13 protein-coding genes and 1 pseudogene are annotated in these 13,645 nt (G+C 64.8%); 9 read left to right on the top strand and 5 right to left on the bottom strand.

What is annotated here, in order from left to right; translation table 11 throughout:
- The 3 genes from AC1DS3_RS25190 to AC1DS3_RS25180 all read left to right on the top strand — a co-directional run.
- The coding region (locus AC1DS3_RS25190) for an enoyl-CoA hydratase/isomerase family protein (protein ID WP_477128182.1) at positions 1–669 on the top strand (669 nt) is incomplete at its 5' end.
- 4 nt (positions 670–673) lie between these two features.
- A complete protein-coding gene (locus AC1DS3_RS25185) occupies positions 674–2,779 on the top strand; it encodes an acetate--CoA ligase family protein (protein ID WP_477128181.1) in 2,106 nt (701 codons plus the stop codon).
- Positions 2,780–2,891: 112 nt separating this feature from the next.
- Positions 2,892–3,692 carry an IclR family transcriptional regulator gene (locus AC1DS3_RS25180; RefSeq protein WP_441631741.1) on the top strand — a complete coding sequence of 267 codons (801 nt, stop codon included), beginning with the start codon at positions 2,892–2,894 and terminating at the stop codon, positions 3,690–3,692.
- A gap of 8 nt (positions 3,693–3,700) precedes the next feature.
- Here the strand turns inward: AC1DS3_RS25180 and AC1DS3_RS25175 are convergent, their stop codons facing one another.
- The 5 genes from AC1DS3_RS25175 to AC1DS3_RS25155 form a co-directional block, all read right to left on the bottom strand.
- A complete protein-coding gene (locus AC1DS3_RS25175; protein ID WP_441631739.1) occupies positions 3,701–4,972 on the bottom strand; it encodes an MFS transporter in 1,272 nt (423 codons plus the stop codon).
- Complete coding sequence (locus AC1DS3_RS25170) at positions 4,969–5,535, bottom strand: isochorismatase family protein (RefSeq protein ID WP_441631737.1); 567 nt, start codon at positions 5,533–5,535, stop codon at positions 4,969–4,971. Before AC1DS3_RS25170 ends, AC1DS3_RS25175 begins: the two co-directional genes overlap by 4 nt.
- A 107-nt stretch (positions 5,536–5,642) precedes the next feature.
- Positions 5,643–6,101 carry a MarR family winged helix-turn-helix transcriptional regulator gene (locus AC1DS3_RS25165; protein WP_477128180.1) on the bottom strand — a complete coding sequence of 153 codons (459 nt, stop codon included), beginning with the start codon at positions 6,099–6,101 and terminating at the stop codon, positions 5,643–5,645.
- Between the two features lie 102 nt (positions 6,102–6,203).
- Positions 6,204–8,333, bottom strand: a complete 2,130-nt coding sequence (locus tag AC1DS3_RS25160; protein ID WP_441631733.1) for a TonB-dependent siderophore receptor — start codon at positions 8,331–8,333, stop codon at positions 6,204–6,206.
- A 216-nt stretch (positions 8,334–8,549) separates the two neighbouring features.
- The gene (locus AC1DS3_RS25155; protein ID WP_477128179.1) at positions 8,550–8,699 is read right to left on the bottom strand and encodes a hypothetical protein; all 150 of its coding nucleotides are present in this window, start codon (positions 8,697–8,699) and stop codon (positions 8,550–8,552) included.
- Between the two features lie 657 nt (positions 8,700–9,356).
- Between AC1DS3_RS25155 and AC1DS3_RS25150 the strand changes: the two genes are divergently transcribed.
- The 6 genes and pseudogenes from AC1DS3_RS25150 to AC1DS3_RS25125 form a co-directional block, all read left to right on the top strand.
- Complete coding sequence (locus tag AC1DS3_RS25150) at positions 9,357–10,319, top strand: chromate resistance protein ChrB domain-containing protein (RefSeq protein WP_441631729.1); 963 nt, start codon at positions 9,357–9,359, stop codon at positions 10,317–10,319.
- A gap of 30 nt (positions 10,320–10,349) precedes the next feature.
- Positions 10,350–11,552, top strand: coding sequence for a chromate transporter (locus tag AC1DS3_RS25145; RefSeq protein WP_441631727.1), 1,203 nt, complete (start codon positions 10,350–10,352; stop codon positions 11,550–11,552).
- Positions 11,553–11,575: 23 nt separating this feature from the next.
- Positions 11,576–12,166, top strand: a complete 591-nt coding sequence (locus AC1DS3_RS25140) for a superoxide dismutase (protein WP_441631836.1) — start codon at positions 11,576–11,578, stop codon at positions 12,164–12,166.
- A 142-nt stretch (positions 12,167–12,308) separates the two neighbouring features.
- Positions 12,309–12,767 carry a chromate resistance protein ChrB domain-containing protein gene (locus AC1DS3_RS25135; protein WP_441631725.1) on the top strand — a complete coding sequence of 153 codons (459 nt, stop codon included), beginning with the start codon at positions 12,309–12,311 and terminating at the stop codon, positions 12,765–12,767.
- Positions 12,768–12,799: 32 nt separating this feature from the next.
- Entirely contained in the window at positions 12,800–13,426 is a 627-nt protein-coding gene (locus tag AC1DS3_RS25130; RefSeq protein WP_441631723.1) for a LamG domain-containing protein, read from the top strand.
- Positions 13,427–13,450: 24 nt separating this feature from the next.
- A pseudogene (locus AC1DS3_RS25125) lies at positions 13,451–13,645 on the top strand (MFS transporter); the annotation flags it as partial.

Below are 13,645 nucleotides of genomic sequence, written 5' to 3'. Positions count from 1 at the left end.
ACCCAGGACAAGACCATTCGGGCGCTGGTGCTCACCGGCAACGGTAAAGGCTTCTGCGCAGGCGGCGATGTGGCCGGCATGCAGCGGCGCATGGATGCGCCGGCGGGCGAGGTGGCTTTCAACGGCTGGTCGCGCCAGCAACGGGTGCACCATACCGTGGCGCTGCTGCACAACATGCCCAAGCCCACCATTGCCGCGGTCAATGGCGCCGCCGCCGGGCTGGGTGCCGATATGGCCATGAGCTGCGATTTTGTGGTGGCATCGGAAAGCGCCAGTTTCGCCTGGTCATATATCCATCGTGGCTTGATCCCGGACGGCGGCGGCATGTACTTCCTGCCGCGCCGCACCGGGCTGTCCAAGGCCAAGGAGCTGATCTTCAGCGGGCRCAAGGTCGATGCCACAGAGGCTCTCCAGCTGGGCATCGCGGATCGCGTCAGCGAGCCGGAGGCGCTGTTGCCCAGTGCCAGAGCCTGGGCGGCGGAACTGAGCCAGGGCTCCGCAACTGCCCTGGCGCTGGGCAAGTCCATCCTGAACCAGGCCTTCGAGTTGCCGGCCGAGCAGGTATTCGCGCAGGGCAGCCAGGCGCAGGGCATCTGCTACACCAGCGCCGAGCATCGGGAATCCGTGCGGGCATTCCTGGCCAAGATGGCTGGAAAGGAACGGGCCTGACACCATGGACGCAGATAACGCACGCTCTGCCATCGCCCGCCTGGTCAAGCCGCGCAGCGTCGCCATCATCGGCGCTTCCGCCGATGCGGCCAAGACCGCCGGGCGCCCGGTCGCCTACCTGAAAAAGCATGGTTTCGCCGGCGCCATCTACCCGGTCAACCCCAAGGTGGGCGAGATTGACGGCATCCTCTGCTATGCGGATATCGACGCGTTGCCGGAAGTGCCGGATGTGGGCATCGTCCTGCTGGGCGCGCAGCGCGCCCACCTGGCCGTGCGCGAACTGGCCGCACTCGGCACCGGCGCCGCCATCGTGCTGGCCAGCGGCTACTCGGAGACGGGCGCCGAAGGCGCGCGCCGCCAGGCGGAACTGATCGAGGCAGCCGGCGCCATGCGCCTGCTCGGCCCCAACACCATCGGCCTGGTCAACCTCACCGACAATATCCCGCTCTCCGCCAGCGGGGCGCTGGAGATGGATCATTTCCCAGTCGGCAACATCGGCGTGGTCTCGCAGAGCGGCGGCATTCTTGGCGCTTTGCTCTCCCGCGCCGCCGCGCGCGGCATCGGGCTTTCCAAGCTGGTTTCCACCAGCAATGAAGCGGACCTCGACCTGGCCGATTTCATCGACTACCTGGCGGATGACGCGGCCACCCGTGTGATTGCGCTGTATGTGGAAAGCGTGCGCCATCCCGACCGATTCCGCGCCGCCGCGCTGAAAGCGGCCAGGGCCGGCAAGCCGGTGGTAGCGTTCAAGATTGGCCGCTCCGAGGCGGGGGCACGCGCCGCGGTGTCGCACACGGGCGCGCTGGCCGGCGCGGACCGGATGTACGACGCGCTGTTCCGGCAAGCCGGCGTGATCCGCGCGCAGACTTTCGCGGACCTGCTCGACATGCCCGCCGCGCTCGCCACCGGGAGGGCGTTGCGCGGCAACCGGGTTGCCATCCTGACCTCGACCGGCGGGGCCGGCACGCTGGTTTCGGACAGCCTCGGGTTGTCCGGCTTCGAGACACCCGCGCCGGACGAAGCCACCGCGCAACGGCTGCGGGCCCTRCAGCAGGGCGATCACGCGGCACTGGATCGCAACCCCATCGATGTCACCCTGGCAGGCCTGCAGCCGGACCTGCTGCGCGGCGCGATCCGGGCGCTGCTGGATAGCCCGAGCTATGACGCCGTTGCCGTCATCGTCGGGTCGTCCGGCCTGGCCATGCCAGACCTGATGGCAGGCGCGATCCAGGATTGCCTGCCCACCAGCGACAAGCCGGTGGTCGCCTTCGTCAGCCCGCATGCGCCGCAGGTGGCCAGCCTGCTGACCGCGCGCGGCGTGCCCGCATTCAGTGCGCCCGAGAGCTGTACGGCCGCGCTAAGCGCCATGCTGCGTGCCGGACAATGGCGCGAGGCGCCTGATGTCCCGGCCCAGGCGGCAGCCCTCATCGCCGGGGAGCTGCCGCGCGGCGCGCTGGATGAGGCAGCAGCAAAGCAGCTCTTCGCGCGTTTTGGCATCCCGTCGGTGCGCGAGCACATCGTACGCAATGGGCAAGAAGCCAGCGACGCCGCCCAGGACCTCGGTGCCCGCGTGGTCCTCAAGATCCTCAGTGCCGAGATCAYGCACAAGAGTGATGTCGGCGGTGTCGCCGTCAACCTGACGCCGCAAGACGTCTCGGCGCGGTTGCCGGCGATGGCCGACGACGTGCGAGCGCACACCGGCGTGGTGCCCCAGCGCTTCCTTGTCCAGGAGATGGTCACCGGCGGCGTGGAGATGATCCTTGGCATGCACCGCGACGCGCTCGGCACCGCGATCCTGCTGGGCATGGGCGGCGTGACCGCGGAGCTGTTCAAGGACACCACCATGCGCATGCTGCCGCCGGCCGGCGGGCTGTCGCACACCGAAGCACTTGGCATGATCCAGGAACTGAAAACCTGGCCGCTGCTGGATGGCTTTCGCGGCCGGCCCAAGGCCGATGTTGCAGCGCTGGCCGATGCCATTGTGGCGTTTTCCAGCATGACGGCCGCGCTGGGCGAGCAGTTGGTGGAGGCGGAGATCAACCCGGTCTTCGTGCTGCCGGCATCGCAAGGCGTGCGGGCGGCAGATGGCGTGGTTGTGATGGCGGGCTGACTGCAGCAAGCCGGGCAGGGGGATCTGGCATAGTCATAGCAAATGATGCCAAACTCCCCTCCGATGCTTTAATTCCGGCTGCCGGAAATCAGCCCCACCCAGGAGCATGACCTTGGATCCCGAACTAGCGTTGTCGCGGGCGCGTGGCAGGGCGAGCAGCACGTCGGCCAATCGCTCGCTKGAGCGCGGCATGGAGATACTCCGGGCGTTTCGTGCGGGCTCGGAAGTGCTGGGCAACGGCGACCTGGCCGAACGTACCGGCCTGCCGCGCTCGACTGTCAGCCGGCTCACGCAAAGCCTGGTGGAGGCCGGCTTCCTCCAGTACGACGCCACGCTGCGCGCTTACCGGCTTGGCCCGCCGGTCCTGAGCCTGGCGCACGCCATGCGCGCCGGCTCTGCCGTGCTGCAGGCAGCAGCCCCGTTGATGCGCGAGCTCGCGCAAAGCCAGCACATCAACGTCGGGCTGGCCATGGCCGACCGCGACGAGATGGTCTATCTGGAATCCATCCGCTATAGCCGCAAGGTCTCGCTGCGCAGCGTTGTGACCGGGCAGCGTGTGCCCATGGCGCTTACCTCCCTGGGCCGCGCCTACCTGGCCGCGGCCCCCGAGCAGGAAACCAAGGCCTTGCTGGAAGGCTTCGGCAAGCGCCTGCGCGCAAACTGGCCCGCACTTGCAAAAGACATCGAGCAAGCCATCGGGCAAGTGCGCAAGCAGGGCTGGTGCATGGCGAGCTGGCAGCCGGAAGTGGTCGCGCTCTCCACGCCACTGGTGTTCAAGAGCTACGCCATCCACGTGCTGAACGTCAGCACCACCACGCAGGCAACGCCGGCCAGCGCCGCGCGCATTCTCAAGCCACACCTGATGAAACTGGCCGCGCAGATCCGCAGCGCGGTGGGCGACGAGGCCGTGTAACAGGCGGCTCACGCCTCCGGCTTCAGCATGTGTTCGTCGAAGCTCAGGTGCATGCGCCCGGCGTCGATACGCAAGCGCAGGCGATGGTATTTCGCGAGATAGCGCACGCCGACGATCGCAGCGGCAAAGCCCGCGCCAGCGCCAATGCCAAGCGCCCAGCGTGGCCCGAACGTATCGGCGACCCAGCCGACGATCGGCGCGCCAAGCGGGGTGCCACCCAAGGCCAAGGCGAAGAGGATGGCTACCACTCGGCCGCGCATGGCGGGTTCGGTCGATAGCTGCACCAGGCTGTTTGTCGACGTGGTCACAGTCTGTGCCGCCACGCCAACCATGATCAGTGCAAGACCAAACAGGGCGTAGCTGGGCATGATCGCGGCTAGCGCGCAGCCTACCCCGAACACCGTTGCGCCAGCGAGCAAAAGCGAGAAGCGCGGCTTGGCCCGCCTTGCCGCCAGCAAGGCGCCCGTCACCGACCCGATCGCCATGATCGACGTCAGGAAACCGAACTGATCCGCCCCGGCATGAAAGACGGTAACCGACATCGTCGAGATGTAAATCGGGAAATTCAGCCCAAACGTGCCGATCAGGAACAGCATGAGCAAGGCAGCCTTCAGGTCGTGGCGCCGCCAGACATAGCGAAAGCCCTCGGCAAAGCTGCCTCGCGTGCGGACMGCCCGGGCCTTCCGATGCAGTTCACCAAGGCGCAGGCGGCTCAACGCCCCCAGCACCGCGACAAAGGACGCCGCATTGATCAGGAATACCCATCCGGTGCCCACCACGCTGATCAGCACGCCGGCCACGGCAGGCCCAATCATCCGCGCTGCATTGAACGAGGTGGAATTCAGCGCCACGGCATTGGACAGGTCCGAATCCCCGACCAGCTCGGCGACAAACGTCTGGCGCGCGGGTGAATCGAATGCCGTGACGCAGCCGAGCAAGAACGCAAACAGGTACACGTGCCACAACTGGACGTGCCCGGACAAGGTCAGCAGCCCCAGCCCGAGCGCCAGCGTGCCCATGGCGGCCTGCGTGGCAAGCAGGAGCTTGCGCCTGTCGAAATGATCCGCCGCAAAGCCGGTCAAGGGTAACAAGAGCATCTGGGGCCCGAACTGCAGCGCCATGACCACGCCCACGGACGTTGCGTTCTTGTGCGTCAGATGCGTGAGCACCAGCCAGTCCTGCGCGGTGCGCTGCATCCAGGTTCCCACATTGGATACGATGGCCCCGCCGGCCCACAGCCGGTAGTTGAAGTTGTCAAGTGAACGGAAGGTGCCTCTCACCGGCTGCCGCCCTTTTCGAGCAGATCGATGATCTCGCGGGTTGTGCCTGTCTCACCCAGCCTCGGGAAAATCCGCGCAATGCTGTTCGCGTGCGCATCCAGGCTCATGTCGGTCATGGCATCGACGGCCAGGGCGACGTTGAACCCAAGCTCATGCGCCTGGCGCGCGGTCGACTCCACGCCGATGCTGGTCGCGACGCCGGCAAGCACCACCTGCGTCACACCCAGCTTTCTCAGTTGCGCCTCAAGGTCGGTATTGGTGAATGCTCCCCACGTCAGCTTTGTCACCGTGAGGTCGGCCGGCTGCCGGTTCAACTCGGGCACCAGATCGGCCCATCCGGCAGGAAGATCGCCAAGCCTGCGGCCCTGTTCGGTACGGCCGGGGGCGCCGCCGGCAACGTTGACCAGCACTACTGGCAGGCCGTGGCCGCGGAACGCGGTGGCAAGGGTCGCGGACTGCTTCACGATTTCGTCGACCGGGTGCGCGACGGGAAGCGAGACGATTCCCTGCTGCAGATCGATGACAACCAGAGCGGTTTTCGGATCAAGAACGGTGACTGGCATGGTGGTTTCTCTCGGTTTTTCTCTCGGTTTTCTCTCGGTCGACAGGGACTGCGGCAAGTCCGGAGCAGGGCGCGGGCCGGGACTTTGAAAGGGTCCCATCGCAAGGCTCACGAGTCGGCCAGCCGTTTGAGCAGGGCGATGCCAGCCGCAAGCCCCTCTTGCTCCGCCGCCGCAAGTTTTGTCCGGATGACACGCAGCAGCCAGTCTTCCCGCGCCGCCCGGGTCGCCAGGATCATCTCCCTGGCGTCAGCCGTGAGCGACAAGATGGTCTGCCGCCCGTMGACCGGATCCGGCGCGCCACTCACAAGCCCGGCCGCTTCCAGGACGGCAACCGTGGCGCCCATGGACTGCGACCGCACACCCTCGGCCCGCGCCAGCGTTGTCACAGTGGCCGGACCATCACGCTCCAGGCGGCCAAGAACCGACATCTGGGCCCAGGTGAGGTCGCCCGGATGCACCTCTTCACGCAGGCGGCGCCTCAGCTGGCCGATCACGATACGAAGATCGGTTGCCAGCGCGGATGCGCGGGCATCCAGCGGATCATCCTGTTTGTGGTTGCCATGCATGTCCCCAATGTAGTCGATGCGAAGGAAAACTACAAAGGTAAACTTCCTATTTTGTACAGGTTCATCATGGTTGACGGTCTGGGAGATCCAAACACCATGGCCTCAGTAGCTCAGCCGCAGGCCCAGGCGCACGGTACGGCCGGCACCGGGCATTACCCACACGCTGCTATAGGAGCTGGCGTAGTAGGTCTTGTCGAACAGGTTGTCGACGTTAAGCGTCACGCGTACCGTCTTGCTGTATTGCCAATAGCCCAGCACGTCGGCCAGCGTGTAGGCGGGCAGCGAGAAGCTGTTCCGCGAGTCGCCGGAGCGCTTGCCGACATAGCGGATGCCGCCGCCTACGCCGTAGCGCTGGCCGACGGGGGCCGCATCCTCGTACACCGCCATCACGCTGCCGCTGGTGCGCGGGATGTTGGCCAGCGGCGTGCCGGCGGCGAGCGTGCTGTCCTGGGTGATTTCGGCGTCGATATAGGCGAAGTTGCCGGTCACGCGCCAATGCGTGCCGAGCTGACTGGATGCGTCGAGTTCCACCCCTCGGCTGCGCGCCTCGCCGGCGGCCACCGAGTAGGAGGGGTCCAGCGGGTCGGCGGTCAGCACATTACGCTTGCGGATCTCGAAGACCGACAGCGTGGCGCCGAGACGGCGGTCGTCGCTGTCGAGCTTCACGCCGGCTTCCACGGCCCGCCCGTGTTCCGCAGAGAACGGGTTGCCGGCGGAATCGGTGCCGGTATTAGGGCGGAACGAGCGGCTGGCGTTGGCGAACAGGGAGACGTTGTTGCTGGCCAGATAGGTAAGGCCGATGCGCGGCGAGACCGCGCTCTGATGCTGGCTGGCACGCGTGCCGAGCAGGCGGTTGTCCAGCGACTGGTTGTAGGCATCGAAACGCGCGCCGGCCAGCAGGCGCCAGCGTTCGCCCAGCCGCAGTTGGTCCTGGGCATAGAGGCCAAGACTGGTCTGGCGCTCGTAGGTGTCGGTGTTGGCTGCCAGTGTGGGCGGGGCCTGGCCATAGGCCGGGTTGTAGATGTCGATGGCATAGAGCGCGCCGGCGCTGGGGTTCTTGCGCAGCTGCACCTGGGTGTTGCCGAAGCGGTAGGCGTCCACGCCGACGATCAACTCGTGGCCGATGGCGCCGGTGTCGAACTTGCCGGTCATGTCGGCCTGCAGCGAGACGTCGTCGGACTGGTAGTCGCGATAGCGACGCTGGCGTCTCAGGGTACGTTGGTCTGCGGACAGCGCGCTGGCCTCGGTGGAGTAGCCCACCAGGCTGCCGCCGCGGTAGGCTGCGGCCAGGCGGCCTTTCAAGTTCGGCGAGAACTGGTGTTCGACGCTCAACTGGTGCGACTGGCTGTCGAGGCGGATGTCGCCATCGTTTGGCTCGCCGAGGAAGCGCGAGCGCGGTACGGCGCCCAACTGCCCGTTGATGGCCACCACGCCGCGGTCCAGCGGGGTGGTGTAGCGCTGGAACTCGGCCGCGTACTGCACGATGGTGTCAGCGCCCAGGGTCCAGGTGAACGACGGCGCCACCAGGTAGCGCTTGCTGTTGATGAAGTCGCGCGTGCTACCTTCGTGGTCGCCCACGGCGATCAGCCGCCCGGCCACGTTGTCGCTGATGGCGCCGGTGACGTCGGCCGACACGCGGTAGCCATCACGGCTGCTGACCTCCATGTCGTAGGTCTGGCTGGGCTTGAACTGTGGCTGCTTGGTGATGACGTTGATGCTGCCGCCGGGTTCGCTGTTACCGTATAGCGAGGAGGTCGGGCCCTTGAGCACCTCCACGCGTTCGATGGTGGCCGCGTCGCGCGGCGCGGTGAAGCCGCGGTTGGCGGCAAAGCCGTTGACAAGATAGCCAGCGCCGGTGTTCTCGTTGCCGGTGAAGCCGCGTATCGCGTAGTTGTCCCACAGGCCGCCGAAGCTGTTCTGGCGCGACACGCCGCTGGCGTAGTCGAAGGTCTGGTCCAGCCGCGTGGCGCCGATATCGTCGATCAGCTCGCGCGGCAACACACGCACGGATTGCGGCACCTCGCGCAGCGGGGCCTCGGTGCGCGTCGCGCCGGTGGCGGTGGAAGGCGCGTAGGTATTGTCGGCAGTGCTGACCACCGAGACTTCGGGGAGCGTCGTCGCGGGCGCCTCCTCGGCATCGGCGAGCGGCGCGGTGATCGCCGTGGCGGCGGCCAGTGCGGCGAGGGGACTACGCCGTCGTTGGCCGGCTGGAGTGACAGAAAATATCGGCATGTTCGGATCAGAGTGAAGCGCGGGCGCTAGGTAGCGCGTTGGGGGTTCGGCGGTGGCGCGGCGCGAGGCGGCCGGTCCCGACGGGTGGGCCAACGTGATTGGAGCCTTATTGCAACTAGGTTGCATTATAAGGATCTTCTTCATCACTTGTGTGGAATTTTCCGGCGCCGCGGCGCCATGCCACAGGGTCGACATGCCGGCAAGCAGGGCTGGGGGCTATRCCGCTTCCACCAGCCGGTGCAGCGTGAGGTTGCGTGCCACGTCCCGACTGCATTCGATATGAGCGCGCAGCAACCCGCGCGCACCAGGGCAGTCGCGCGCGACGATCGCCTGCAGAACGCCTGCATGCTCTTCGTAGGTGGCCACTATCCGTGGCCGCTGTGTGAAGTCCAGACACCAGTTGGTGCAGTGGCTCCGCGCCGCTCGTGGCGCGCTGAAGATGCCTATTGCCGAGCCGCTGAGGCATTTCCAACCACATGGCCACCTATGACGGGCTCCGTGGCGCTGGAGGCCGTCAAGCTTACGCTGGCCAAGCTGGCCAAACTCGGACATTTGAGCTTAGCCAAAAGGGGGTGGGGACGAAAACATGAACTAGCTCCAAGTAGTCCAAGTTTTCGTCCCCACCCCCGAAGCGGACATTCTGATGTGGCCTTTACAACCGTTCCCACCGATAATCATTGTTATGTTAAATCAAAGCCTGAGGCGCTGACTGACTGAACGCCTATCCTCCCCATCAGTGCATCGGCACATTTCAGAGGCCAATGGGTGCGCCGCCGGTGCCCCTGGTTCAATTCGGTGAACTGGCTTCCCGTCGAAACGCTTTGCCCAACTTGAGCGGTCCCAAGCGACACCGAGTGTGGCGCTCCATCCACGTCTGCCAAGCGTCCAGGCTGGTCTGCGAGGCGGCGCCAAGCCATCCACGATCGATCCATCTAAAGACGGCAATCTACAGGGCTGCGCCGGCTTTTTGTAATGATCTCTACATCATTGAAACCCGTGCTCAGCCCCCCTATGCTGCCTTCCATGACCACATCCCAAGATTCCTGGATCCTGCTGATTGTCAGCCTTCCCACATCGGGCGCGACCGCCCGCATGCGGATTTGGCGCACGCTCAAGACGTTAGGTGGAGCCGCCTTGCGCGACGGGGCTTATCTGCTGCCGGCCAGGGCCGAGCAAGTGGCGCAATTCCGCGAACTGGCCGACGAAACCCAGCAGCAGGATGGCCAAGCCTGGCTGTTGACGGTGCATCCCCAAGAGGACGACGACGCTGCCGCCTACCGCGCACTGTTCGACCGATCGGGCGACTATGCCGAGTTCCTCGCCTCCGTCTCGGAAGCCCGCCAGACGCTTTCCGGACTAAGTGAAGCCGAGCTCAATCGCTTGCTGCGGCGGCTCGGACGCATTTACGAATCGATTCGCAAGGTTGATTTCTTCCCCAACGAGGCGTCCCTGCGTGCCGAGGCGCAGTGGCGGGACTTTACGGGCGCCATTGAAACGATCCTGTCGCCTGGAGAGCCGCACCCTGCTGCCGGGGCGATCGCGCGGCGCGACCCCACCCAGTACCACGGGCGGCTCTGGGCGACCCGCCGCCATCTTTGGGTCGACCGGGTGGCGTGCGCCTGGTTGATCCAGCGCTTCATCGACCCCCACGCCCGCTTTCTGTGGCTCGAATCCCCCAGTGACTGCCCAACCGATGCGCTGGGCTTCGATTTCGACGACGCGACATTCACCCATGTTGGCGACAAGGTTTCCTTCGAGGTGCTGCTTGCAAGCTTTGGCCTGGACGCGAATCCAGGATTGCAGCGCCTGGCGGAGATGGTCCACGCGCTGGATGTCGGCGGCCCGACCGTTCCCGAAGCGAGCGGGTTCGAGGCGATCCTGGCCGGCGCCCGCGAGCGGCTAGCCGACGACGATGCGCTGTTGGCCGAAATCGGCCTGGTGCTGGATTCCCTGCATGCCCACTTTTTGAATCACCGGAAACGCTAGCCRTCACCGCCCCCATCTCAAGGAAGATCAATGAGCAACCTGCAGCAAGCCGACATTCCGCAAGCGCCGGCGGCCGAACGGCCGAGCTATTCGCTCTGGCAACTTGTGTTCTATATGTTGCGCCTGGGTACGCTGGGCTTCGGCGGCCCCGTTGCCCTCGCTGGCTACATGCACCGGGACTTGGTGGATGCGCGTAAGTGGATTACCGACGCCGATTACAAGGAAGGCCTGGCGCTGGCGCAGTTGGCTCCCGGTCCGCTTGCMGCGCAGCTCGCCATCTATCTCGGCTATGTGCACTATCGCGTCGTCGGCGCGACCTTGGTCGGCATTGCATTCGTCATTCCGTCGTTCCTGATGGTGGTGGCACTGGGTTGGGCCTACGTCCGGTTCGGCGGGTTGACCTGGATGCAGTCTGTGTTCTACGGGGTTGGCGCCGCGGTCATCGGGATCATTGCGATCAGCGCCTACAAGCTCACCAACAAGAGCGTGGGCAAGGACAAGCTGCTGTGGGTGATCTACCTGGTGTTGGCAACGGTGACCGTGGTGACCGAATCGGAGATCGCCTGGCTGTTCCTTGCGGCCGGCTTCGTAGTCTGGTTCTGGCGCGCGCCACCGAAGTGGCTGCGACAAGGTGGCCTCAATGCCATTGCGGCGACGCAATTGCCTACGGTGGGCGGGATCGTCAGCACTGTGGATTGGCCGCTGCTGACGCAGATCGGCGTGTTCTTCGCCAAGGCCGGCGCCTTCGTATTCGGGTCCGGGCTTGCCATCGTGCCGTTCCTGTACGGTGGCGTCGTGACCGAGCACCATTGGTTGAACGACAAGCAGTTTGTCGACGCGGTGGCAGTGGCCATGATCACGCCGGGCCCCGTGGTGATCACGGTCGGGTTCATCGGCTACCTGGTTGCCGGCCTGCCGGGGGCGTCCGTGGCCGCGCTGGGCACCTTCCTGCCTTGCTACCTGTTCACCGTGATCCCGGCGCCCTACTTCAAGAAGTACGGGAAACGCCCCGGCATCATCGCCTTCGTCGATGGCGTGACGGCGGCGGCTGTCGGGGCCATCACGGGCGCCGTGATCGTCCTGGCCAAACGCTCAATTATCGATCTGCCCACTGTCTTGCTTGCGCTTGTTACGGTCGCGCTGCTTTGGAAATTCAAGAAGCTGCCTGAGCCAGTCATCGTCGTCGGCGCCGCACTAATCGGCCTGGTCGCCTACCCGCTCCTCCACGCATGAGCCGCACGAACAAAGAATCCATCATGACCTATGCAATGAAGCCGCTGGGCGTCGATCCCGGCAAGCTCACTGGCCTCTCGGAAAAACTGATCGTCAGCCACTACGAGAACAACTATGGCGGCGCTGTGAAGCGATTGAATGCCATCGCCGCGGAACTTGCCTCGCTGGATCCGGCGACCGCACCCGTCTTTGTGCTCAATGGCCTGAAGCGCGAAGAACTGATCGCTACCAATTCAATGATCTTGCACGAGGTGTACTTTGACGGGCTCGGTGATGGCGGCAGCTTGGGCGGCGAGCTGGAGTTGGCGCTCATCCGTGACTTCGGCAGCGTGGCGCGCTGGCAGGCCGAGTTCATCGCAATGGGCAAGGCACTAGGCGGCGGCTCGGGATGGGTGTTGCTGACTTACTCGCCGCGAGACAAGCGGCTTGTGAACCAGTGGGCGCCCGATCACGCACATACCCTCGCCGGGGCTACCCCGATCCTGGCGCTTGACATGTATGAGCATTCTTACCACATGGACTTCGGCGCAAAAGCTGCGGCATATGTGGATGCCTTCATGCAGAACATTCATTGGGCCCAGGCAGCCGAGCGCTTCGCCGTGGCCCGAAAATAATTCCGGATACCAGATCACGCCAGCCAGGACAATGCCGCCCGGCTAGAAGACACAGGCTTCCGAGCAGCGTATCTCACCGGCGGCATCGAGGAATGGGCCGCCGGCAATCACCCGACGATCGGCAAACCGTAAGGAGCCAGCCATGAAATGGATTACCCGCGAACGTCCGAAGATTGACCGGATTGCCTGCCCTTGGCTGATCGCCCGCTTTATCGACAAGGAACCAGAATTTTTGTACGTGCCAACCGGCGACGTCGTGAAAGTCGCTGGCGAGACGGGTGCCGTTCCCTACGACATCCCTGGCGTCGAGCTTTCGCATGTCGGCGAACTATGCAGCTTTGACGCGTTCCTGGATAAATACCATCTGAATGATCCAGCCTTGCAGCAACTAGCCGGCATCGTGCGGGGCGCGGACACGTCAAAGCTGGATCTCACCCCGCAATCCGGAGGGCTCTACGCTATCTCGCTGGGTCTGTCCCAGGTGTTCACCGACGATCACGAGATGCTCCGGCATGGCATGGTGGTGTATGACGCCCTGTATGCCTGGTGCCTGCATTGCCAGGCGGAGACGCATCGGTGGCCACCGAAGATGCCTGCGTGAACTTCTTTGCGATGTCGCCCGGGAGGTACCCCGTGAAAGCGATCCTGCTCTTTGTATGGATGCTGCTGACAGCCATGCCGGCAACTGGAGAAACGATCATGTTCAACCAGAACAAACAAGGTGCCTTGCCTGCGGGATGGGTGGCCGGTGTTACCGGCCGCGGCACACCGAGGTGGACCGTCGAGGCTGACCCGACCGCGGTGAATAGCGCCAACGTGCTCAAGCAATCGGGCTCCGGAGACTTCCCCTGGTGTGTGAAGTCAGCCGTCTCCATCTCCGATGGCTTCGTAGAAGCAAGGTTCAAGCCCATTGCCGGTCGCGAAGACCAGGCCGGCGGCGTCGTCTGGCGCTGGAAGAGCGGCGATAACTACTATGTCGCGCGAGCGAATGCACTGGAGAACAATGTCTCCCTGTACTACACAACGGGCGGCCGCAGGCACACAATCCAATATCAGGAGGCCCCTGTCCTTGCCCGGGTCTGGCATACGCTGCGCGTCGAGTTCATCGGCAACCATATCCAGGTTGCGCTGGACGGCAAACGCTACATCGATGTGACGGACGACCACATTGGCGGCGCCGGCGCAGTCGGCCTATGGACCAAGGCGGATAGCGTGACCTTGTTCGACACCTTCTCGTTCGGAAATGCCGGCGCGAACTAGGAACGAAGAAGACAAAGCCCATGCATTCTTAAGGACCCGGCTGTGCCCACCGACCCAGTCTGGCTTGCGCGCCTGGTACTGCCTGCAGGCGTCCATCCCAGCGCGTTGCCGTTTCTCATCGGCCGCGCGCTACGCGGCTTCTGCGATGGGTTTATCGCCGTCCTACTGCCAGCGTACCTGCTTGCACTCGGTTTCGCGCAACTGGCAGTGGGATTGATC

This window comes from Cupriavidus sp. 01L46 (assembly GCF_056399905.1).
The sequence above is the reverse complement of the archived record's forward strand: the minus strand, read 5'-3'. Positions and strand labels throughout refer to the sequence as shown.